This is a genomic window from Microbacterium sp. (assembly GCF_041909575.1).
Classification (GTDB): Bacteria; Actinomycetota; Actinomycetes; order Actinomycetales; family Microbacteriaceae; genus Microbacterium.
Window position 1 is genome coordinate 16,458 of record NZ_JAYRDE010000017.1, and the last position, 21,306, is coordinate 37,763.

General features: G+C 73.3%; 22 protein-coding genes and 1 riboswitch. Of the genes, 13 read left to right on the top strand and 9 right to left on the bottom strand.

Features of this window, described 5'->3' with window-relative positions:
• The first annotated feature begins 54 nt into the window (after positions 1 to 54).
• The 6 genes from ACE3O1_RS04375 (at position 55) to ACE3O1_RS04400 (ending at position 3,874) form a co-directional block, all read left to right on the top strand.
• On the top strand, positions 55 to 465 hold the full coding sequence (locus tag ACE3O1_RS04375; RefSeq protein WP_374312810.1) for a hypothetical protein: 411 nt from the start codon (positions 55 to 57) through the stop codon (positions 463 to 465).
• A 1-nt stretch (position 466) separates the two neighbouring features.
• Positions 467 to 868 carry a phage holin family protein gene (locus tag ACE3O1_RS04380; protein ID WP_374312812.1) on the top strand — a complete coding sequence of 134 codons (402 nt, stop codon included), beginning with the start codon at positions 467 to 469 and terminating at the stop codon, positions 866 to 868.
• Positions 858 to 1,136, top strand: coding sequence for a hypothetical protein (locus tag ACE3O1_RS04385; RefSeq protein ID WP_374312814.1), 279 nt, complete (start codon positions 858 to 860; stop codon positions 1,134 to 1,136). Before ACE3O1_RS04380 ends, ACE3O1_RS04385 begins: the two co-directional genes overlap by 11 nt.
• Positions 1,137 to 1,298: 162 nt before the next feature.
• Positions 1,299 to 2,132 (top strand): uroporphyrinogen-III synthase, encoded by an 834-nt coding sequence (locus ACE3O1_RS04390; RefSeq protein ID WP_374312816.1) that lies wholly within the window; start codon positions 1,299 to 1,301, stop codon positions 2,130 to 2,132.
• A gap of 13 nt (positions 2,133 to 2,145) precedes the next feature.
• The gene (cofD, locus tag ACE3O1_RS04395) at positions 2,146 to 3,129 is read left to right on the top strand and encodes a 2-phospho-L-lactate transferase (protein ID WP_374312818.1); all 984 of its coding nucleotides are present in this window, start codon (positions 2,146 to 2,148) and stop codon (positions 3,127 to 3,129) included.
• 1 nt (position 3,130) lies between these two features.
• Entirely contained in the window at positions 3,131 to 3,874 is a 744-nt protein-coding gene (locus tag ACE3O1_RS04400) for a sulfite exporter TauE/SafE family protein (protein WP_374312820.1), read from the top strand.
• 123 nt (positions 3,875 to 3,997) lie between these two features.
• Here the strand turns inward: ACE3O1_RS04400 and cofC are convergent, their stop codons facing one another.
• From cofC to cofG, 4 genes are all read right to left on the bottom strand, one after another.
• Entirely contained in the window at positions 3,998 to 4,618 is a 621-nt protein-coding gene (gene cofC / locus ACE3O1_RS04405; RefSeq protein ID WP_374312822.1) for a 2-phospho-L-lactate guanylyltransferase, read from the bottom strand.
• A gap of 104 nt (positions 4,619 to 4,722) precedes the next feature.
• Entirely contained in the window at positions 4,723 to 5,736 is a 1,014-nt protein-coding gene (gene fgd, locus ACE3O1_RS04410; protein WP_374312825.1) for a glucose-6-phosphate dehydrogenase (coenzyme-F420), read from the bottom strand.
• A complete protein-coding gene (locus ACE3O1_RS04415) occupies positions 5,733 to 7,289 on the bottom strand; it encodes a flavin-containing monooxygenase (RefSeq protein ID WP_374312827.1) in 1,557 nt (518 codons plus the stop codon). The genes fgd and ACE3O1_RS04415 overlap by 4 nt, the downstream gene beginning before the upstream one ends.
• Positions 7,286 to 9,808: a 7,8-didemethyl-8-hydroxy-5-deazariboflavin synthase CofG gene (gene cofG / locus ACE3O1_RS04420; RefSeq protein WP_374312829.1), complete on the bottom strand. Its 2,523-nt coding sequence runs from the start codon at positions 9,806 to 9,808 to the stop codon at positions 7,286 to 7,288. The genes ACE3O1_RS04415 and cofG overlap by 4 nt, the downstream gene beginning before the upstream one ends.
• A 104-nt stretch (positions 9,809 to 9,912) precedes the next feature.
• On the opposite strand from cofG, the gene ACE3O1_RS04425 reads away from it, so the two are divergent.
• Entirely contained in the window at positions 9,913 to 10,368 is a 456-nt protein-coding gene (locus ACE3O1_RS04425) for a hypothetical protein (protein ID WP_374312831.1), read from the top strand.
• Positions 10,369 to 10,370: 2 nt separating this feature from the next.
• Here the strand turns inward: ACE3O1_RS04425 and ACE3O1_RS04430 are convergent, their stop codons facing one another.
• Both ACE3O1_RS04430 and ACE3O1_RS04435 read right to left on the bottom strand, forming a co-directional pair.
• Positions 10,371 to 11,189, bottom strand: a complete 819-nt coding sequence (locus ACE3O1_RS04430) for an ABC transporter permease (protein WP_374312833.1) — start codon at positions 11,187 to 11,189, stop codon at positions 10,371 to 10,373.
• Complete coding sequence (locus ACE3O1_RS04435) at positions 11,186 to 12,901, bottom strand: ABC transporter ATP-binding protein (RefSeq protein WP_374312835.1); 1,716 nt, start codon at positions 12,899 to 12,901, stop codon at positions 11,186 to 11,188. The genes ACE3O1_RS04430 and ACE3O1_RS04435 overlap by 4 nt, the downstream gene beginning before the upstream one ends.
• 141 nt (positions 12,902 to 13,042) lie before the next feature.
• Between ACE3O1_RS04435 and ACE3O1_RS04440 the strand changes: the two genes are divergently transcribed.
• A complete protein-coding gene (locus tag ACE3O1_RS04440; protein WP_374312837.1) occupies positions 13,043 to 14,104 on the top strand; it encodes an enoyl-CoA hydratase/isomerase family protein in 1,062 nt (353 codons plus the stop codon).
• Between the two features lie 4 nt (positions 14,105 to 14,108).
• Positions 14,109 to 15,035: a DnaJ domain-containing protein gene (locus ACE3O1_RS04445; protein ID WP_374312839.1), complete on the top strand. Its 927-nt coding sequence runs from the start codon at positions 14,109 to 14,111 to the stop codon at positions 15,033 to 15,035.
• Positions 15,036 to 15,060: 25 nt separating this feature from the next.
• Here ACE3O1_RS04445 and ACE3O1_RS04450 read toward each other — a convergent pair whose 3' ends face one another.
• Entirely contained in the window at positions 15,061 to 16,578 is a 1,518-nt protein-coding gene (locus tag ACE3O1_RS04450; RefSeq protein ID WP_374312841.1) for a D-alanyl-D-alanine carboxypeptidase, read from the bottom strand.
• A 36-nt stretch (positions 16,579 to 16,614) separates the two neighbouring features.
• Positions 16,615 to 16,726: riboswitch (TPP riboswitch) on the top strand.
• On the opposite strand from ACE3O1_RS04450, the gene ACE3O1_RS04455 reads away from it, so the two are divergent.
• The 3 genes from ACE3O1_RS04455 (at position 16,717) to ACE3O1_RS04465 (ending at position 19,620) form a co-directional block, all read left to right on the top strand.
• A complete protein-coding gene (locus ACE3O1_RS04455; protein WP_374312843.1) occupies positions 16,717 to 17,364 on the top strand; it encodes an ECF transporter S component in 648 nt (215 codons plus the stop codon). (Overlaps the previous riboswitch by 10 nt.)
• 4 nt (positions 17,365 to 17,368) lie before the next feature.
• A complete protein-coding gene (locus ACE3O1_RS04460; RefSeq protein ID WP_374312845.1) occupies positions 17,369 to 18,832 on the top strand; it encodes an ABC transporter ATP-binding protein in 1,464 nt (487 codons plus the stop codon).
• On the top strand, positions 18,829 to 19,620 hold the full coding sequence (locus tag ACE3O1_RS04465) for an energy-coupling factor transporter transmembrane protein EcfT (protein ID WP_374312847.1): 792 nt from the start codon (positions 18,829 to 18,831) through the stop codon (positions 19,618 to 19,620). Before ACE3O1_RS04460 ends, ACE3O1_RS04465 begins: the two co-directional genes overlap by 4 nt.
• 23 nt (positions 19,621 to 19,643) lie before the next feature.
• Here the strand turns inward: ACE3O1_RS04465 and ACE3O1_RS04470 are convergent, their stop codons facing one another.
• Positions 19,644 to 20,156, bottom strand: a complete 513-nt coding sequence (locus ACE3O1_RS04470) for an SRPBCC family protein (RefSeq protein ID WP_374312849.1) — start codon at positions 20,154 to 20,156, stop codon at positions 19,644 to 19,646.
• The gene (locus ACE3O1_RS04475) at positions 20,153 to 20,878 is read right to left on the bottom strand and encodes a phosphotransferase (RefSeq protein ID WP_374312851.1); all 726 of its coding nucleotides are present in this window, start codon (positions 20,876 to 20,878) and stop codon (positions 20,153 to 20,155) included. Before ACE3O1_RS04475 ends, ACE3O1_RS04470 begins: the two co-directional genes overlap by 4 nt.
• A 145-nt stretch (positions 20,879 to 21,023) precedes the next feature.
• On the opposite strand from ACE3O1_RS04475, the gene ACE3O1_RS04480 reads away from it, so the two are divergent.
• Positions 21,024 to 21,306, top strand: a 283-nt coding sequence (locus tag ACE3O1_RS04480) for an SDR family NAD(P)-dependent oxidoreductase (RefSeq protein ID WP_374312853.1), incomplete at its 3' end; no start/stop codon positions are given.

Sequence of the window (21,306 nt, forward strand, 5' to 3'; positions counted from 1 at the left end):
ACAGGGCTACCCTGGGGAGGGTCATCAGCGCACCACCGAGCGTGAGGAGACCCCATGAGGGGCAAAGCAGGACTCGTCATCGGACTGGCCGTCGGCTACGTGCTCGGCACGCGAGCGGGCCGCGAGCGCTACGAGCAGATCAAGACCCAGTGGCTCAAGGTCTGGAACCTCGACCCCGTGCAGGAACAGGTCGGCAAGGTGAAGGACTTCGCCAAGTCCAGCGCGATGGCGCTCCCCAGCACGCTGTGGGATTCCGCCGTCAAGGTCACCAAGGCCGCCACCACCCGGGGGACCCCGGGCGAGCGCCTCGACGCCGCGCTGCAGGTGAGCAAGGACCAGGCCGATGATGTCGGCCGCGCCGCGAAGACCTCGGCCAAGGCCGCGAAGGACGCCGTCGACGACCTGATCGACGACGACGCCGCCGACGCGTCCGACACCCCCGGCGCCGGGCGGGGCGGGGCGTGACGTGACCACTCCGCGTGGCTTCCGCGACCGCGCCGACGACAGCCTCCTGACGCTGCTCGGCGAGGTTCCCGAGCTCGTTCGCAACCTCGTCACCGCCGAGATCGAGTCGGCCAAGAAGTGGGCGGCCCGCACCGCGAAGGACGGCGGCTGGGGCGCGCTGTGGATGTTCGCGGCGCTGTTCGTGCTCTTCTGGTCGGTGCCGGTGCTCGGCACGTTCATCATCGCGGGGCTGTCGTCATGGTGGCCGGTGTGGCTGTCGGCGCTCGTCGTGTTCTTCGCGATGCTCGTCGTCACGGCGATCCTGGCACTGCTCGGCATCCTGCGCTTCCGCAAGATCGGCGACAGCAAGAACCCCGTGCAGTCGATCGCCCAGGATGTGAAGGAGGTGCGCGATGAGCTCTGACGCGCCCGTGCCCGTTCCCCGCACCGCCGTGCCGCTCGGCATCGACGACCCCGTCGAGAAGGCCCGCGCCGAGCTGAAGGCGGCCCTCGCGGCGATCGAGGTGAAGGCCAACATCCCGCGCCGCCTGTCGGTGACGATCGACGACTCCATCGAGAAGGCGCAGGCGTTCTCCCAGCGCAGCCCCACCCTGGCGGCGGCAGCCGTCCTCGCGGCGGCAGCCGCGGTGGGGGCGGCCGTCTGGGCGTTCGTGCGCTCGTACAGCCGGTAGCCTTCGGCGGATTCCGCCGGACACACCATCCGGACGTGGGGGTATGCTCAGGGTGAGGCAGTGCAATGGTGCGGATGCTGCCGGCGCGCGATCCCGATTCGTTTCGCGCATCGGCTGCTCGACGTCTGGGGCGGCCGACTGAGCACCACGAGAGTCGACCCCATGAACACAGCCTCCCAGCACGTACCCGCCAAGCCCCTCGCGGGATGGCGCGTCCTCGTGCCCCGCGGCGGCCCCTGGGGAGACGGCGTCGCCGCGACGCTGCGTCGCCAGGGCGCCACCCCCGTCATCGCCCCGCTCATCAACTTCGCGCCGACGAACGACCAGGCGACGCTCGATCAGGCCCTCGCCGATCTCGCGGCCGGAGTGTTCGACTGGCTGACCGTCACGAGTGCGACGACGGTCGATGTGCTCTACGCGTACCGGGCCGTCGTCCCGACCTCGACGAGGATCGCCGCCGTCGGCGAGACGACGGCGGCCGCACTGCAGGCCGTCGGATACCGGGTCGACCTCGTGCCGGATCTCGACAACTCCGCGGCCGGGATGGCGGAGCAGCTCATCGCCCTGGAGCCGCAGGCCCGCGACATCCTCGCCCTCCGCAGCGAGATCGCCAAGCCGGTGCTCACGAGCATGCTGTCCGACGCGGGGCACCGCGTGCGCAGCGTGATCGCCTACCGGACAGTCGGCGTGCCGGTGACCGATCGAATCGCCGAGGACGTCCGCTCGGGACGCATCAACGCGATCCTCGTCACGAGCGGCTCCGTCGCCGAGCAGGTGCACCTGCAGTTCCGCGACATCCCGTCGACGACGCTCATCGCCGCGATCGGACCGCGCACCGCGAAGGACGCCCGCCGCGCCGGGCTCTCGGTCGACGTCGTGGCCGACACCCAGACCGTCGATGCCCTGATCGACGCCGTCGCGCGGTTCTCTCTGCCGCACGCCGCCGACGAGTTCGCGCCGCGCACGGGGGCTCTCCCGCTGCCGCGCCAGGACTGAGGCGGGTGCACGCGTGAGTGCAGCGCCCCGCGTCGTCGTGCTCGCGGGCGGCGTGGGCGGCTCGAAGTTCGTCCTCGGAGTGCGCGAGGCGCTGCGCCGCCGCGGCGTCGCCGACACCGCCGCCGCACTCACCGTCGTGGTCAACACCGGCGACGACGTGTGGCTGTCGGGGGTGCGGCTGCAGCCCGACGTCGACTCGATCACCTACGCGCTGGCCGGCGTGAACGACGCCGAGCGCGGCTGGGGTCGCGCCGGCGACTCCGAGCGCGTCAACCACGAGCTGCAGGAGTGGGGTGCGGGCTGGCCGTGGTTCACCCTCGGCGACCTCGACCTCGGCACCCACCTGGCGCGCACCGGCTGGCTGCGCGAGGGACTCACGCCCGCGCAGGTGATCGAGCGGATGTCGCACCGCTGGCCCCTCGGCGCCCGCCTGCTCCCGATGACCGACGCCGAGGTCGACACGGTCGTCGTGCTCGAGGACGGCGCGCGGCTGCACTTCCAGGAGTGGTGGACCCGCCATCGCGCGACCCTCGCGCCCGCCCGATTCGAGAACCCGGGGATCGAGACCGCCGATCCCGCGCCCGGCGTTGCCGACGCGATCGCCGCCGCCGACGTCGTGCTGCTCGCACCGTCGAACCCCGTCGTCTCGATCGGCCCGATCCTCGCCGTTCCGGGACTGCGCGACCTCGTGCGCACGACGACGGCACAGGTGGTCGGCGTCTCTCCCATCATCGGCGGGAAGGTCGTTCGCGGCATGGCCGACGTGTGCCTCACCGCGATCGGCGTGGAGACCTCGGCATCAGCCGTGGCGGCGCACTACGGCGCACGCGCGTCCGGCGGGGTGCTCGACGCATGGCTGCTGGCCGAGGAGGACGCCGCTCTCGCGGACGAGGTCGCGGGACGCGGCATCCGCTCGCTCGTCGCCCCGCTGTGGATGACCGATGCCGCGCGCTCGGCCGCGATCGCGGAGGCCGCGCTGGGCGCCGCGGGTCTCTGACGTGCCCGAGCTGTCCTGGTACGCGTGGGCGCTGCTCGGTGTCGCCGCCCTGATCGTCGGGCTGTCGAAGACCGCGGTGCCCGGCGCCGGGACCGTCGCCGTCGCGATCTTCGCCGCCGTTCTGCCCGCGAAGCAGTCCACCGGGACGCTCCTGCTGCTGCTCATCGTGGCCGACCTGTTCGCGGTGGCGATGTACCGGCGCCACACCGACTGGAGGACGCTGGCGCGGCTGGCGCCCGCCGTGGTCGCCGGCGTGCTCGTGGGAGTCGTCTTCCTGTGGTTCGCCGACGACCTGTGGGTCAAGCGCACGATCGGGGTCATCCTGCTCGCGGTGATCGCGATCACGCTGCTGCGGCGCCGCTTCGCCTCCGGCGTCACCGCGCCGGGTCCGCATCGGGTCGCTGCCGCGACGTACGGCACGCTCGGCGGGTTCACCACGATGGTCGCGAACGCCGCGGGGCCGGTGATGTCGATGTACTTCCTCGCCGCCCGCTTCGAGGTGAAGGCGTTCCTCGGCACCGCCGCCTGGTTCTTCGCGATCGTCAACCTCTTCAAGGTGCCGTTCTCGATCGGCCTCGGAATCATCACGGTGCCCGGGCTGCTCATCGACCTCGTCCTGGTGCCCCTGGTCGTGGTGGCGGCCTTCGCCGGGCGGCGGCTGGCCGACCGCATGCCGCAGCACGTGTTCGAGCGGCTCGTGATCGCCTTCACGATCGTCGGAGCCGTGTACCTGCTGCTCGGCTGAAGCGTGGCGGCGCGCCGCGCGTGGAGGACGAGATCAGGCGGATCGACGAGATCAGGCGTATTTCCGCCCGTTCCGCCTGCCCCGGTCGAATCGCCTGATCTCGTCGGCGAGAAGGAGCACGGCTCAGCGGCCGAGCACCGCCGCAGTGCGGGAGCCCAGGCCGAAGGCCCGTGCGGCCTCGAGCTGCGCGGCCGTGTCGACGTCGCGGCGAAGGGACGAGGCATCCGGGATCGGGAGTGCGGCGCAGCCGAGCGCGATGTGCCGCTCGAACGACCCCTCGCCGAACGCGGACACCCAGGCGACGCCGGCCGACGCCGTCACCAGGGTCGACCCGGTGCCCTCGGCGTCGGCGACCACGCCCTGGGGAACGAATGCCGCGGCCCGCAGTGCCGCCGCGAGCTCGTCGGGCCGGAGGGCGGGGAGGTCTCCGAGCAGGGCCGCGCGCGGCATCCGTCCCGCCGGATCGATCGCCGTCATGCCGGCAGCCACGGCGGCGTCGAGGCCGCGCGGCTCACCCTCGGGCACGAAGCGCAGCGCCGGGATCGTGGCCGACTCCCGCGCGAGGGCCGGATCGTCCGAGACGACGACGACCTGCAGCACGAGCTCGCACCGCGCGGCGGCCTCGATGGTGTCGAGGGCGATCGCGCGGGCGAGCTCGGCGCGGTCGATCCCCGGGACGTCGAGACGGGATTTGCCCAGCGTCGCGCGCTTGACCGGGATGACGACGATCCAGCGCGGGGACACCAACTCCTCAGATCCGGCGCGGGGCGCCGCCGATCCGGCGGATTCCTGTGCCGAACCCGCCGGATCTGAGGAGTTGGTGCGCGGCCTCCGGCGGAAGAGCGGGCTCACACGCCGTACTTCGCCCGCAGCCGCGGCAGGATCTCGACGCCGTAGCGGCGCAGGAAGGACTCCTGGTCGTGGCCGGGGTCGTGGAAGACCAGGTGGCGGAAGCCGAGATCGATGTACCAGGAGATGCGCTCGACGTGCTCGTCGGGGTCGTCCGACACGATGAAGCGCGAGGCGGCTCGCTCGATCGGCAGCTGCTCGCCGAGGCGCTGCATCTCGATCGGGTCGTCCACGCCCATCTTCTCGTCGGGGGTCAGCGCGAGGGGAGCCCAGAACCGGGTCTTCTCCTTCGCGGCCTCGATCGTCGTGTCGAGCGAGACCTTGATCTCCATGAGCGTGTCGATCGCGTCGGGGGCGCGTCCGGCCTTCTCGAGGCCCTCGTGCAGCGCCGGCAGCAGAGTGTCGGTGTACAGCTCGCGCTTCTTGCCGCTCGTCGTGATGAAGCCGTCGGCGATCCGGCCCGCGAGGCGGGTGGCGGCGGGCCCGGCGGCGCCGATGTAGATCGGCACCGGTTCGGGCAGCTTGTCGTAGATCGTGATGTTGCGGGCGTGGTAATACGTGCCGTCGAAGGTCACGCGGTCCTCGGACCACAGCCGGCGGATGAGGCCGATCGCCTCCTTGAGCCGCTGGAACCGCTCGGGCGGGTCGGGCCACGCGATGCCGAGGTTGGCCTCGTTGAGCGCCTCGCCCGTGCCCACCCCGAGGATCACGCGCCCCGGGTACATCACGCCGAGGGTCGCGAAGTCCTGCGCCACGACCGTCGGGTTGTACCGGAAGGTCGGGGTCAGCACCGACGTGCCGATGAGCACCCGCGAGGTCTTCGCGCCGAGCGCGCCGAGCCAGGGAACGGACGCCGGAGCATGGCCGCCCTCGTGCAGCCACGGCTGCAGGTGGTCCGACACGAACACCGAGTCGAAGCCGACCTCCTCGGCGAGCACCGAGAAATCGAGCAGCTCGGTAGGGCCGAACTGCTCGGCCGAGGCCTTGTAGCCGAAACGCAGCGGAACGGTCATGCGGAGCTCCCTTCGAGAGCGGGTTCGCGGTCGGGGCCGGCGTCGGGCCGGGCATCGGGCCGGGCGGGAGACTGCGCGGCGGGGCCGGCGGCCGGGAGGAATTCGGATCCGTCGGCCCGTGCGAGCCGCGCGCGGAACGCGTCGACCGTGCCGGGCCACAGCAGCGTCAGCCGTCCCGAGCGCTCGTCGACGTACCAGTTGCGGCATCCGCCGGTCATCCAGCGGGTGGATGCTGCAGCCCGTGCGATCTCGTCGGTGTAGGCGCGCTCCGCGTCGGGGTCGACGCGGAGCACCCGCCCCGCACGGGCGTCGAGCACGCGGGCGATGTAGCCGGCCTGCTCCTCGATCATGAGCACCGACGAGGAGTGGCCGAGCGACGCGTTCGGGCCGTTGAGCACGAACAGGTTCGGGAAGCCCGACACGACCGTCGAGGCGAAGGCCGTCATCCCTGCCGACCAGTGCGCGGCGAGCGTCTGGCCGCCGTCGCCGCGCACCAGCTCGGCATACGGCTGGCGGGTCGAGGCGAAGCCGGTGGCGAGCACGAGGGCGTCGACCTCGTGGCGGGAGCCGTCGGCGGCGACGAGGGTGGAGCCCTCGACGGCGGTGAGAGCCGTCGGCACGAGCGACACGGCCGCCGACGCGACGGCGGGGTAGAAGTCGTCCGAGAGCAGCACCCGCTTGCACCCGAAGGCGTAGTCGGGGGTGAGCGCGGCGCGGAGCGCGGGATCGGCGACCTGGCGCTCCAGATGCGCGCGCGCGACCGCCTCGGCCTCGGCCGCCGCGGCCGAGTCGCCGGACCGCGAGGCGAAGCGGGCCTCGCCCTCGGCGTAGAGGTCGGCTCGCAGAGCCTCCAGCGTCGCGGGGTCGGCGACGAAGCGGGCGCGGTCGTCGTCGGAGTAGGCGTCGCCGCCGCGGGGCACGATCCACGGCGCGGTGCGCTGGAAGAGCGTGACGTGCGCGGCCGTGCGCGCGAGCCGGGGCACGATCTGCACGGCGCTGGCGCCGGTCCCGGCGACGCCGACGCGGGCGCCGGCAAGCTCGGCCGAGTGGTCCCACCGCGCGGAGTGGAAGAGCGGGCCGGGGAAGTGCTCGAGCCCGGCGATCCGCGGGATGGTCGGCTCGGTGAGCCGTCCGCACGCGAGCACGAGCACGTCGGCGACGATGGTCTCGCCCGGCCCGTCGCCGTGCGGGGACCCGGTGCCGATGCGCCACACGCCGTGCTCGGCATCCCATTCGGCTCCCCGCATCGGCGTGCGCAGCCGCAGCCGGTCGCGCAGTCCCTCGGCGTCGACGACGCCCTCGAGGTAGGCGTGGATCTCGGCGCCCGCCGCGAACGTGCCGGACCAGTCCGGGTTCGGGTGGGTGGCGAAGCCGTACAGGTGCGCGGGCACGTCGCACGCGACGCCCGGGTAGGTGTTGTCGCGCCACGTGCCGCCGACCGCGCCCGCCCGCTCGAGGATGACGAACTCGCGGCGCCCCGCGCGCTGCAGCGCGAGCGCCGCGCCGATGCCGGCGAACCCGGCTCCGATGATCGCGACCTCGACGCGCGTCACGGCGTCGCTCCCGGCGGAGTGGTCCGGAGCGTCCGGTAGTCGGTGGTGCGCAGCCGGAACGGCCGGAACAGCCGCGCGGCGATGGCCGCGGCATCCGCCACCGGCAGTTCGAGGCCGTGCTCGATGCCCGCCTCGGGCTTGACGCGCCCGTCGAGCAGGGTGCCGCCGAGGTCGTCCGCGCCGGATTGCAGCAGGACCGCGGATGCCTCGCGCCCGACGCGCGTCCACGGCACCTGGAGGTGCGGGATGCTGCCCGACAGGGCGAGCCGCGAGACCGCGACCATCGCGCGGTGCTCGTCGAGCGGTGAGCGGCCGGTGACGAGCGGCACACCGCCGGACGGGCCGGGGAGCGGGATCGGCACGAACTCGGTGAAGCCGCCGGTCTCGGCCTGGATCCGTCGCAGCTCCTGGAGGTGGGCGACGCGCTCGGCCGCCGTCTCGACGTGGCCGTAGAAGAGCACGGACGTCGAGCGGAACCCGGCGCGATGCGCGGCCGTGATGGCCTGCACCCACAGGTCGATCTCGAGGTCGCCGGGGGCGACGAGCGCCCGCACCCGCTCGCTGAGGATCTTCACGCCGGTGCCGGGCACGGTGTCGACGCCGGCATCCCGCATCGCGGTGAGGGCGCCGTCCAGTCCGAGGCCGCCGCGGTCGGCGAGGTCGCGCACGTCCTGGGGGCGGTAGGCGTGGAGGTGGATCCCGGGGGCGGTCGCCTTCACGGCCCGCGCGAGGGCGAGGTAGCCGGCCGGATCCTCGGAGGCCGGCAGCAGCCCCTGCACGCAGAGCTCGGTGGCTCCGAGGGCGACCGCGTCGGCGGTGATCGCCGCGACGTCGTCGAGCGAGAAGGCCGTGGGGTCGGCGGTCGCCTCGCGGCGCAGCCCGCTCGAGGTGAGATTGCGGTTGACGACGAGGCTGACGGCCTCGCCGACGGTGTAGCGTCGCACGTCGTCGGCGGTCGCGGTGAGCGCGTCGAGGTCGGCGCCGGTCGCCTCGAGCAGCGTCACCCACTCGGCCTCGGCGAGCGCCAGTGGGTCGGACGCGGCCGTCTCGGCCAGCTTCCGGACGCCCGTGACCGCGCTCGGCCGTCGGAAACCGAGGAGATCCGGGGGGTTCGAGCCCGCCGGGGCCGCCGTGTGCGGCGGTTCTCCTGCGTTTTCGACACCCGACGGTGAATCGCCGGGGAGATTCGGGCGTCGCGGGCTACTCCGAACGGCCGATCCGGCCGTTTCTCCCCCCGATTTCACCGCCTCGCCGCTCGCCAGGACCCGGGCAAGGCCGGTCGCGGGGTCGGCGAGCGCGGCGACCGGGCCGCGCATGGCGGGATCCAGCCACGTCTCGGGGTCGCGGACGAACTCGGGATGCGCTGTCAGACGCTCCCGCAGCTCGTACCCGAGCTCGGCCGTGCGGGCGGCGAGGTCGTCGAGGTGCGGCCACGGCCGCTCGGGGTTGACGTGGTCAGCCGTGAGCGGCGAGACCCCGCCCCAGTCGTCGGCGCCGGCGCGGACGAGCAGGTCGAACTCCGCTGGGTCGGACAGGTTCGGCGGCACCTGGATGCGCATGCGCGGGCCCATCACGAGCCGCGCCACGGCGACCGCGGCGACGTACTCCCGCAGCTCGGCGTCGGGCGCCCCCTGCATCGCGGTGCGGGGCTTCGCGCGGAAGTTCTGGACGATCACCTCCTGCACGTGCCCCTGCGGGCCGGAGGGCCCGTCGACCAGGTGCCGCTCGTGCGCGTCGCGGATCGCCACGAGCGACTCCGCCCTGTCGCGCAGCGTCTCGCCGATCCCCACGAGGATGCCCGTCGTGAACGGGATCCGCTCCCGCCCGGCATCCTCGATCACGGCGAGGCGCAGGGCCGGGTCCTTGTCGGGCGATCCGAAGTGCACCTGCCCCGGCTCCTCGAACAGGCGGCGCGAGGTCGTCTCGAGCATCATGCCCATCGAGGGGGCCGTGGGGCGCAGCATCCGCAGCTCTTCCGCCGTCATCACGCCGGGATTCAGGTGCGCGAGCATGCCGGTCTCGGCGGTGACCAGGCGCGCGATGTGCCCGACGTAGTCGAGGGTCGAGGCGAAGCCGTGCTCGTCGAGCCAGGAACGAGCCTCGGGCCACCGGTCCTCTGGACGGTCGCCGAGGGTCAGCAGCACCTCGTTGCAGCCCATCGCCCGCCCTTGCCGCACGACGGCGAGCACCTGCTCGGGCGACATGTACGCCGGCTTGTGCTTCTTCAGCAGCTGACCGGGGGTGTCGACGAACACGCAGTAGTGGCAGCGGTCGCGGCAGAGCGTCGTCAGCGGGACGAAGACCTTGCGCGAGTAGGTGATCACGCCGGGACGACCGGATGCCTCGAGCCCGGCATCTCGCGACGCCCCGGCCAGTTCCAGCAGGCGCTCGAATTCCTCGCCCGTCGCGGCGAGCAGCGCGGCGGCCGCTGCCGCGTCGAGACGCTCGCCGGCCGCCGCGCGATCGAGGGCGAGGACGGTCTCCGGCGAGGAGGCGACGGTGGATGCCACGGAGGTCACCGATCAAGTCTCGCACCGCGCGCGCCGGAGGGGGCCGACCGATCGTTGCCCTCCTGTGAGCAAATGTCCCGGCGCGCGAGGGCGGGCGCTGGCAGACTAGAGCCATGGTGACCCTGCTGCTCGACTCGACGCGGCTCGAAGTCGTGCTGTCGGGGGCCGAGCGCGTCATGGCATTCCGCAAGGGGAATGTTGCGGTCGAGCGATCTGCGATCACGAAGGTCCAGCTCACCGACGACACGTGGACCTGGCTGCGCGGGGTCCCGAGCCCCGGCACGCACCTGCGCGGCGTGGTCGCGATGGGCACGTGGAAGTCCGCAGGCGGCGACGACTTCGTCGTCATCCGCAGGCACCGGCCGGGGGTGGTCATCGACCTCGAGGGCGATCCCGAGTACCAGCGGCTGATCCTGACCACGCGGCACGGCCTCGCGCTCGTTCAGGCGCTGCGCGTCGAGGTGGCCGAGGAGCCGGCCGACGTCGTCGAGATCGCCGCCGAGACAGGCGCGGTGCCCGTGCGCAAGCCCCGCACGCGCAAGGCGCCCGCGGCGGCGCCCGCGGTCTAGCGTCAGCTCACGTCGCGGCGCCAGCTGAGCAGGTGGCCGAGCACGACGAGCACGACGGCGTAGCCGAGCAGCACTGCGCCTCCGGCCCACCACTCGAGCGTCGACGACGAGTCCGCCGGCACCCCCATCGAGAACACGCTCGCGCCGGCGAGCGCGTCGCTCGCGGCGCCCGGAAGGTACCGCGTGTACTCGGCGAGTCCGTCCACGAACGCGGCTGCGGCACGGCCCACCGGCTCGAGGAACTGCGTGAACACGAGCACACCGACGATCGCGCCGACCTGGTTGCGCACGAGGGCGCCGACCCCGATGCCGATGAGCACCCACAGCACGTAGGCGAGCAGCATCCGCCCGAACTGAGCCCAGATCTCGGGCGACGTCAGCTCGGCGTCGAGGTCGTTGGCCAGGAGGAATCCCGCGGAGGCGCCGACGGATGCCGCGATGCCGACAACCCCGTAGAGCACGCCGAGCAGCACGCCGACGAGGAGCTTCGCCCACAGCACCCGGCCGCGCCGGGGCGTGGCGAGGAAGGTCGGGGTCAGGGTCTTGTGGCGGAACTCCGCCGTGACCATGAGCGTGCCGATCAGGAGCGGGAAGACGTAGCCGACCGCGGTCGCCGTGCTGTAGAGCGTGCCGGCGAGGCCATCTTCGGGAAGCGGCGGGGCTTCGCCGCCGAGTGAGCCCGTCGCCGCTGCGGCGAACACATAGCCCAGCACGGCGGCGGTGAAGCCGACGTAGACGGCGAGGACCAGGGCGAGGATCCACCACATCGCGGTGGAGAACTGCTTGGTCGTCTCGGAGCGGGTCGCCGCAGTCAGGCTCATCGGTGCTCACCGCCCTCGTGGTCGTCGTGCGCATGCTCGTGGTGCGCGGGCTCGTGCTCGCGTTCCTGCTCATGCTCGCCGGGTGGCTCCGGTGCGTCGCCCTCGCCGGCCGGGAGATCGGATGCCTCGTCCCCGGCGTGCTCGGCGCCGTCAGCCGGGCCGGCGGCGCCGGCGCTTGCGTCGAAGGCCGCGAAGAAGCGGTCCGCCTCGACGTCGGAGTCCGTCTTGACGTAGTCCTCCCAGGGGCGGTCCTCGTCGGCGGGCTCGTCTGGCGTCCGCTCGTCTGGCGTCCGCTCGTCCGGCGTTCCCTCGTCCGCGTCCTGCGGCGTGGGCTGCTCGGGAGCGTCGGCCGCTCGCTCGTCGTCGCCGAGGGGGATGACGTCGATGACTCCGGTGCTCGCGACGGCGAAGGACGCCGTACGGGTCTCGGGCTCGTGCGGCGCTTCGATGTCGGGCTCGATCTCGGCCTCGGGTTCAGCTTCGACCTCGACCTCGGGCTCGGCTTCGGCTTCGGCTTCGACCTCGGGCTCGGGCTCGGCTACGGGCTCGGGCTCGGGCTCGGCTTCGGGCTCGGCTTCGACTTCGGGCTCGACCTCGACCTCGGGCTCGACCTCGGGCTCGGGGGCGAGGTCGACCTCCGGTGCGATGTCGTCCTCGACGACCTCTCCCGCGGCCTCGGGGGCTTCAGCGGTGGCGTCCGCGGACTCCTCGGAGGCGGCATCCGGCGCCTGTTCCTCGGTCTCGGCGACCACGATCTGCCCGGACTCGATGGCGGGGATCACGTCGTCGCGCCCCGCGCCGGCGGCGCTCGCGTGCACGCGCACGCCGTTGACGAGGTCGAGGAAGACCTCCTCGAGCGCGGGACCGCGCTTGTGCAGCGACGACAGCGGCACACCCGCGGCGGCAGCGGCGAGTCCGACCGAGACGGGCTCGATACCCCGCACCGTGAGCCCCGAGCGGAGCACCTCGAACGGGATGCCGGCGGCGGTGAGCGCCGCGGCGAGAGCCGCACGGTCCGCCGAGTCCACGACCGTCGCCTGCTCGGCGGGGTCGGAGAGCTCTTCGAGGGCGCCCTGGAACACCAGGCGCCCGCGCGAAATGATCAGGAGCGCGTCGACGGTCTGCTGCACCTCGGTGAGCAGGTGGGACGACACGAACACGGTGCGGCCTTCGCGGGCGAGCTGCCGCAGGAAGCCACGGATCCAGATGATGCCCTCGGGGTCGAGCCCGTTGGTCGGCTCGTCGAGCACGAGCACCCCCGGGTCGCCGAGCAGGGCGTATGCGAGGCCGAGCCGCTGTCGCATGCCGAGCGAATAGCCGCCCACCTTGCGGCCCGCGGCATCCGACAATCCCACGAGGCCCAGCACCTCTTCGACGCGCGCCTTCGGGATGCGCGCCGCGTGCGCGTACACGGTGAGGTGTGCCGCACCCGTCCGCCCGGGATGGAAGCTGGATGCCTCGAGCACGGCGCCGACGGTCTGCAGCGGATTCTTCAGCTTCGCGTAGTGGACTCCGTCGATCGTCGCGGTGCCCGACGTGGGCTTCACCAGTCCGAGGAGCATGCGCAGCGACGTGGTCTTGCCGGCGCCGTTGGGCCCGAGGAATCCGGTGACCATCCCCGGTTCGACGCGGGCGGTGAAGTCCGAGACCGCGGTCACCCCGCCGAAGCGTTTCGTCGCGCCTGAGAACTCCAGCACCTGTCCTTGGGGCATGCCGAACCCTCTCATCGTCGCGAGCTACTTCCCACATCTTTGCGGAAAGTCGGCCCGGACGTGTGGAAGAGTCCCCAGGCGCGCCGCCTGGACCCGGCTCACGAGGCACCCGCACCGGGCGGCGCGGGTAACGTTGCGGACGTGACCGACGACTCCGCGCCCACCGTCCTCGCCCGTACCGGAGGCGGGCTCGGGCGGCTCACGCTCAACCGCCCGCGCGCGATCAACGCGCTCGATCTGGACATGATCCACCTGCTGCATGCGGCGCTGGACGCGTGGGAGCGCGACACCGAGGTCGACGTGGTGCTGCTCGACGGCGCAGGCGAACGCGGCCTGTGCGCCGGAGGGGACGTGCGCGGCCTCGCCGAGCGCGTGACCGGTGGACAAGCCCAGGAGTCGGCCGTGTTCTTCCGGGACGAGTACGCCCTCAACGCGCGAATCGCCGAGTACCCCAAGACCTTCGTCGCCTTCGCCGACGGGGTCACGATGGGCGGCGGCATCGGTGTCGCCGGCCATGCGGCGGTGCGCATCGTGACCGAGCGCTCGCAGCTGGCGATGCCCGAGACGCGCATCGGCTTCACCCCGGACGTGGGTGGAACGTGGCTGCTCGGGCGCGCGCCGGGCCGCCTCGGCGAGTATCTCGGTCTCACGGGCGCCGTCATGGACGCGAGCGACGCCATCTACGCCGGGTTCGCCGACCACTTCGTGCCGTCGGACCGCCTCGACGCCCTGCGGGACGCGCTCGAGACGCGGGCGGATCCGTCGAGCCCCACCGAGCTGGTGCTGCTCTTCGACGAGACCCCGCCGTCGTCGAAGCTGGAACGCGCGCGCTCGTGGATCGACGACGCGTTCGCGGCGGACACCGTGCCGGAGATCGTCGAGCGCCTGCGCGCACGCCCCGAGGCGAAGGCATCCGCCACCGCCGACCTGCTCGAGGAGCTGTCGCCCACCGGCCTCGCCGTGACGCTCGCATCGGTGCGGCGGTCCCGCGAGCTTCCTGGCCTGCGCGATGCGCTCGAGCAGGAGTACGGCCTGGTGATGTGGTTCGCGACGACCCAGCCGGACCTGCCCGAGGGCATCCGCGCGCAGGTGATCGACAAGGACCGGTCGCCGAAGTGGCAGCCCCCGACCCTGGCCGAACTCCCCGCCGACATCGCCGACGAGGCCCTCGCCTTCCGGCCCGACATTCCGCTCTGGGGCTGACGTCTTGTTCGACAGTCCGCTGTCCGCGTCGGCGTACGAGGTGCTGGGGGTCGATCCGCAGGTCGACGAGGAGGCGCTGCGCCGTGCCTACCGTCTGCGCCTGCGGCAGACGCATCCCGACACCGGCGGCGACGCGGCCGTGTTCATCCAGGTGCAGCGCGCGTGGGAGCTCGTCGGCACCGCCGAGGCGCGGGCGGCCTACGACCGCGGCCACGGCTTCGCCGAGGCGGCCCCGCCGGAGTGGTCGGGGTGGCGTGCGCCGGCCGCCCGCACCGACACGCGCCCCCGTGCCCGCTCGCACGGGCATCCCGGCGGGTGGCGTCGCGAACGCTACCTCACGCTCATCCGCGAATGGGCGGGGCGCGGGGTCACCCTCGAGGATCCCTACGATCCGGCTCTCGTGCGCTCGGCTCCGCAGCACCTGCGGCGACTCCTGGCCGACGCGCTCGCCGAGGAGGCCACTGCCCGCATCGTGGCGGACCTCGGCATGGGCTACACGGTCTGGCACGACGTCGACGCGTCGGGCCGGGACGCGGACCCCGACGCCAAGATCGACCACATCGTGCTGGGACCGAGCGGGCTGTACGGCATCCTCTCGGAGGACTTCGGCGGTCCGGTGCGGCTGCGCCGCGGCGAGCTCCTCGGCGACGGCGTCGCCGGCGCTCCCATCGCCACCCTCGTGGCGCGCATGCGCGGGATCGCGCGGGCGGCCGGCGTCCGCTTCAGCGGCGCGATCGTGGTGCTGCCCGACGACGATGTGATGCAGGTGATCGACGAGATCGGCAAGGTGCGCGGCATCCCCGTCGCCGTCGTCGGACGCGGCGCGCTCGCCACGGTCCTGCGACGCGGCATCACCGGAGCGCGGTCGATGGGCGGCAACGAGGTCTTCGACGTGCGCACGCGTCTGCAGCACGCCGTGCGCTTCGCGTAGGGGTCACCGCTCCCGGAAGGACCGCTCAGTCCGTGAGGCCGAACAGCTCGAGCGGGTGCGTGAGGCGCCACCATGCGCTCGGGCCCTCGATGTCCTCGGCGAGGCGCAGGTCGACCGTCGCGATGTCGAGCGGCCCGGTCACCGTGAGCGAGCCGACGGTGTCTCCCTCGTCCCGGCGATCGCCCAGTGCGTACGACGTCGACACGTCGCCGGCGCCGCCGTTCCACAGCACGACCGACGCGTCGTCGCCCGCCACGACGGCGACGTTCTCGCCCCACGCCGTCTCGACCGAACCGGCGAGCGTCCCGGCCGTCACCGAGGGCTTGAGCTGCAGCTCCTGCTCGAGCTGCGCGTAGAGCGCACGCGACGCCTCCAGCCGCGTCGCGTCGTCGGGCTGGCCGAGCACCGAGGCGAACAGCCGCACCGTCGTGTCGCCGATCGTGACGTCCTTCGCCGACAGCAGGTTCGACGTGGCGAGCGTGCCCGTCTTGATGCCGACGACCCCGGGGTCGGCGAGCAGTGCGTTGGTGTTCTGGACCAGGCCGGCGCCGGGGAGCTCGACGGACTGCTTCGCGACGATCTCGGCGATGACGGGATTCGCCATCGCCTTCTTAGCGAGGGTGAGCAGCGCCTCGGGAGTGGCAGCGTTGGCCGGGTCCATCCCGGTGGGCTCCACGACGGTGACGCCGGGGACGCCGTGGGTCTCCAGCCACGTCATCGCGGCGCTGGCGAAGACCGCGTCCGACGGGAACAGGTTGCCGGCCAGGCGGTCGGCGTAGTTGTTCGCCGACCCGACGAGCATGCCCTCGAGCAGCTGGTACTGCGTCAGCGCGCCGTCCACGGGGACGTCGAGCGCCGATTCGCCCGCCGCCAGGTAGTCCCAGTACTCGGCGGAGTCGGCCCAGCCGAAGCGGAACTCCGGACCCTGCTCCCCGACCGCGAGCGGCATCTCGTCGAGCACGACCAGCGCGGTGACGAGCTTCGTGATGCTGGCGATCGACGCGGGATCGGAGCCGGATGCCGCGGCCCCGGGGACTCCGCCGACGGTCACCGCCGCGCTGCCCGCCGCCGGCCAGGCCGGGGTCGTGGCCGGCGCGGGCACGGGCTGGACGGCGACCGCGGTCACCGTCGGAGCGACCGCGTGCAGGGGCCAGGCGAGCGTCGTCGCCGCGTACGCGCCCAGCACGCCCGCGATCGCGAGCGTCGGAACGATGACGCCGGCGCGCAGCAGCGACCGCCGTGGAGGGTCGCTGAGGAGGTCGGCCTCGACCGGGATGTACGACGCCGAGGCGCCGGCGAGGTCGGCCGGAAGGGCGGGCCGGGCCACGGCGTCCTCGTCGACCCACGTCAGCGCCATGCGCCGGGCGCCGGGTGCGGATGTCGCGGGGGCGGCGACGGAGCCGCTCTGGGCGGCTGACGGCACTGCCGCGGCGTCCAGCGTCATCACGCCGTCGGGCTCGGCGCCGGCCGGTGAGACAGGGAACTCGCCGGTCGCGGCACGCCGCGCACGGCGGGTCGCGACGGGGGCGTCATCCAGTGTCACCCGCTCAAGATACCGCGGCCCAGCGCGTATACTCGTCCGCACAACCACGGGAGTCCGGTGAGCCGGGCTGAGAGGAAGCGACCCACGCTTCGACCGTCGAACCTGATCCGGATCATGCCGGCGCAGGGAGGAGTTCACATGCACGCATCCGCGTCCGCCCCCCCGTCCACCGAGGCTCCCGCCTCGCGGGCCCCGCACCCGTTCCGGTGGCGCGTCGTCGACATCGTCGTCGCCGCTGTCATCGGCGTCGCATCCGGCCTCGTCTTCCTGCTGTGGAACGTCGCCTACCGCGGCCCGAGCGCGCTCCTCGAGCCGCTCCTGCCCGGCCTCCAGGGCCTGCTCGACGGTCCGTGGCTCTTCGCCGGCGTCCTGGGTGCGCTGATCATCCGCAAGCCCGGCGCCGCCGTCTTCACCGAGGTGGTCGCCGCCGGCGTCTCGGCGCTCACGCTGGTGGGCAACACGTGGGGCGCCTTCCTCACCCTCGAGGCGGGCCTCATCCAGGGACTCGGCGCCGAGCTCGTGTTCCTGCTCTTCTTCTACCGTCGCTGGTCGCTCCCGGTCGCCGTCCTGGCCGGCATCGGCGCGGCGCTCGCCGGCGGCGTGAACAACCTGCTGCTCTGGTACGCCGGCGCCGACCTGTCGTTCGTCGTGGTGTATCTCGTGAGCACCTCGATCTCGGGCGCCGTCGTCGCAGGCCTGCTCTCCTGGCTGCTCGCGCGGGGCCTCGCCGCGACGGGCGCGCTCGACCGCTTCGCCTCGGGCCGCGAGGCCCGCGCCCGCGTCTAGCCGCGTGACCGGCGACCTGCCCCGGCCCGCCGCCGTCGAGGCGCGCGGGTGGGGCTGGCGTCACGCGTCGCGTCATGCGTGGGCGGTGACGGATGCCTCGTTCCGCATCGAGCCCGGTGAACGGGTGCTGCTGCTCGGGGCATCGGGCGCGGGGAAGTCGACGCTCCTCCACGGCCTGGCCGGGGTGCTCGGCGGCGAAGAGGAGGGCGAGCAGGCCGGCGAGCTGCTCATCGACGGCGTCCCCGCCGGGAGGGCTCGGGGACGGGCGGGTCTGGTGCTGCAGGATCCCGATGCGCAGGTGATCCTGTCGCGCGTCGGCGACGACGTCGCGTTCGGCTGCGAGAACCTCGGGGTCCCGCGCGACGAGATCTGGCCGCGGGTGCGCGCGGCCCTGGACGACGTCGGCCTCGACGTGCCCCTCGATCGCCCGACCAAGGCCCTCTCGGGCGGCCAGAAGCAGCGTCTCGCTCTGGCCGGGCTGCTGGCCATGCGGCCCGGACTCCTGCTGCTCGACGAGCCCACGGCGAATCTCGATCCGCACGGGGTGGCGGAGGTGCGCGATGCCGTGACGCGCCTTGTCGACGCCTATCGCGCGACGCTCGTCGTCGTCGAGCATCGGGTCGACGTGTGGCTTCCCGTCGTCGACCGCGTCATCGTGCTCGGCGAGGGCGGCGTGATCGCCGACGGTGCGCCGCGGACGGTGCTCGGCGACCAGGGTCCGTCGCTCGCCGCGCGCGGGGTGTGGGTGCCGGGCATTCCGCCGGCGCATCCGGCCGCTCCCGCTGGCCCGCCCGGCCCCGCCCTGCTGTCGGCGTCGGGGCTCGCCGTGCAGCGCGTGGCGGGGCATCCGGTCGCGTCGGGTATCGACCTCGCTGTCCGCTCGGGAGCGGCCCTTGCCGTGACGGGCCCGAACGGGGCGGGCAAGTCGACCCTCGGCCTGACGCTCTCGGGGCTGCTGGCTCCGGCATCCGGCTCCCTCGTCGCCCACGGCGAGCTCGCGGCGGCGGCGGGCGACGCGCCGATCCGGTGGACGTCGCGGCAGCTGCTCACGCGGATCGGCACGGTGTTCCAGGACCCGGAGCACCAGCTGCTCGCGAAGACGGTGCAGGAGGAGCTCGAGGTCGGCCCGCGGGCGCTCGGCCTGCCCGCCTCCGAGACGGCCGCGCGGGTCGGCGAGCTGCTGGAGCGGCTGCGGCTGGCGTCCCTCGCGCGCGCCAATCCGTACACGCTGTCGGGCGGCGAGAAGCGCCGGCTGACGGTCGCTGCCGCGCTCGCGACCGCTCCCCGCGTGCTCGTGCTCGACGAGCCCACCTTCGGGCAGGACGCCCGCACGTGGGCGGAGCTCGTCGCCCTCCTGGCCCGGCTGCGCGACGAGGGATCGGCGATCGTCGCGGTCACCCACGACCTGGACGTCGTGGCGGCCTTGCACGCCGAGCGATTCGAACTCCCTGCGGGAGGTGCTCCGTGACCCTCCTCGACGCCCATGCGCGCTCGAGCCGGATGTCGCGGGTGAACCCCGTGGCCAAGCTCGGTGCGGCCGGGGCCATCACGGTGCCGCTCGTGCTGACGCTCGACGTGGTGTCGGCATCCGTCGCCCTCCTCCTCGAACTGCTGCTCATGCCGCTCGCGGGCCTCGGCTGGCGCGAGTTCTGGGCGCGGACCTGGCTGGTCTGGGCGCTCGCGCCGCTCACCGGGGTGACGATCGCCCTCTACGGCCGCACGAGCGGCGCGGTGTACGTCGACTGGCTCTTCGTCACCGTGAGCGAAGGGTCTCTCGTGCTCGCGCTGGCCACGACGATCCGCGTGCTGGCGATCGCGCTGCCGTCGGTCGTCCTCTTCGCCAGCGTCGACCCGACCGACCTCGCCGACGGCCTGGGCCAGGTGCTGAAGCTGCCCGCGCGGTTCGTCCTCGGCGCGCTCGCGGGACTGCGGACCGTCGGGCTCTTCCTGGACGACTGGCGCTCGCTGGAACTGGCCCGGCGCGCGCGCGGCGTGGCCGATCGCGGACGCCTGCGCCGGTTCCTCGGCATGGCCTTCGCGCTGCTCGTCCTGTCGCTGCGCCGCGGGACGAAGCTCGCCACCGCGATGGAGGCCCGGGCGTTCGGCGCCCCGGGCCGCCGCACCTGGGCGCGGGTGTCACGGTTCGGCGCCGCGGAGTGGTCCCTGATGGCCGTCGGCCTGGCCATCGCGCTCGTCGCGACGGCCGCCGCCGTCGCGGCCGGCACGTGGAACTTCATCCTCGGCCCCGGGGTGTGACGCGGCCCGGCGGCCGCGGCGGGTCAGCCCCCGGCGACGAGGCGCTGGTAGGCCGGCTGGAGGGCGGGGAAGTACGCGGACCAGGCCACGGTCGCGGCATCCCGTCCCTTGTGCACCGCGACCAGCCGGTCGAGGTAGTACTCCCACCCCGGCCCGATGGAGCCGACGTCCTCGCCCGGGTTGAGGCGCTGCCCGAAGACGAGCAGCGTGGCCTCCCCCTTCTCGATCAGCTCGAACCACAGGTGCCATGACCCGCTCGCGGCCGAGGTGTCGCCCGCGAAGCGCCGGGGCGGGTCGCACTCGAGGATCGTGTACTCCTCGGGCGCGACATCCTCGCCCTCGGACGTCATGAAGAACGCGATGCGCCCGGTGGCGGGGTCGCCCTCCCAGCGGCCGATCCAGCGCTCGAGGCGCGACGACTCGGTGAGCTCGCGCCACACCTCGGCGGCGGGTGCCGCGAACGTGCGGGTGAGGACGAGATTCGGATGGCCGTCGATGTCGGTGACGGTGCCCGTGATGTCGGTGCGGTCGGTCATGTCGCGTTCCAGAGCTCCCGGTAGTACGAGAGGCGCGGGCGATCGGGGTCGACGCCGTACGCCTCGATGAGGGCGTCGTCCCATCCGGGTCCATAGTTCCACTCGGTGCTCATGGACGCCACGGCGATGTCGGCCCACCGGTCGCCCGCGCCGAGCTGGCCGAGGTCGACGTGCGCCAGCCAGCGGCCGTCCTCCCCGATGAGGGTGTTCGGGCAGCACGCGTCGGCATGGCACACGACGAGCCGGTCGATCGGCGGCGCGTCGCGCAGTGCATCGGGGACGCGGATGCCGCGTGCCTCGGCGTTCGCGATGCGCGCGGGCACGCTCCAGTCGAAGGGGCAGTGCTCGACCGGCAGGGCCTCGTGCAGCGCACGGAGCCCCTCACCCACTGCGCGGACCGCCGCGGCGGGCTCGGCGATCCAGCGCGGCGCGACGGCGCTCCGGCCCGGCAGAGCCTGGGTCACGAGCCACTCGTGCGTGGCGTCCGAGCCTTCTTCCAGCACGTGCGGCACCCGCGTGAAGGCGCTCGCCCAGGTGAGTCGCTCGGCCTCGCCGGCGAGCGAGGACTCGGCGTTGCGGGGACCGTGCTTGATGTAGCGCTCATCGTCCGTGCGGAAGGTCAGCCCGCCGTACTCGTTGCGCCAGACCGGCGAGAGGGCGGCACCGCGGGCGAGCTCGCGCACGCGCGCCGGCACGTCGACCGGATCGAGGGGGATCGACATCCATCAGCCCTCGTCCGGATCGTGCACCGTCACCATGTCACCATGATGCCCCGCCGACTACGCTGGGCGTGGCATCCGGTTCGATCGTGAGACTCAGTCCCGCGTACAGTGGGATGCAATGTCTCGGCAGTTCGAAGGAGAACGCATGGACCTCAGCGGTTCCTCCGCCCTCGTCACGGGCGGCGCCAGTGGGCTGGGCCTCGCCACCGCCCGGCGCCTCGCCGCCGCGGGCTCCACGGTCACGATCGTCGATCTCCCCGGCTCCTCCGGCGCGGAGGTCGCAGCCGAGCTCGGCGGAGAGTTCGCCGCGGCCGACGTGACCGACGCCGCCCAGGTCGCCGCGGCCGTCGAAGTCGCCGCCGCGGCGGGCCCGCTGCGCGTCGTCGTGAACAGCGCCGGCATCGCTCCGCCCCCCAAGGTGCTCGACC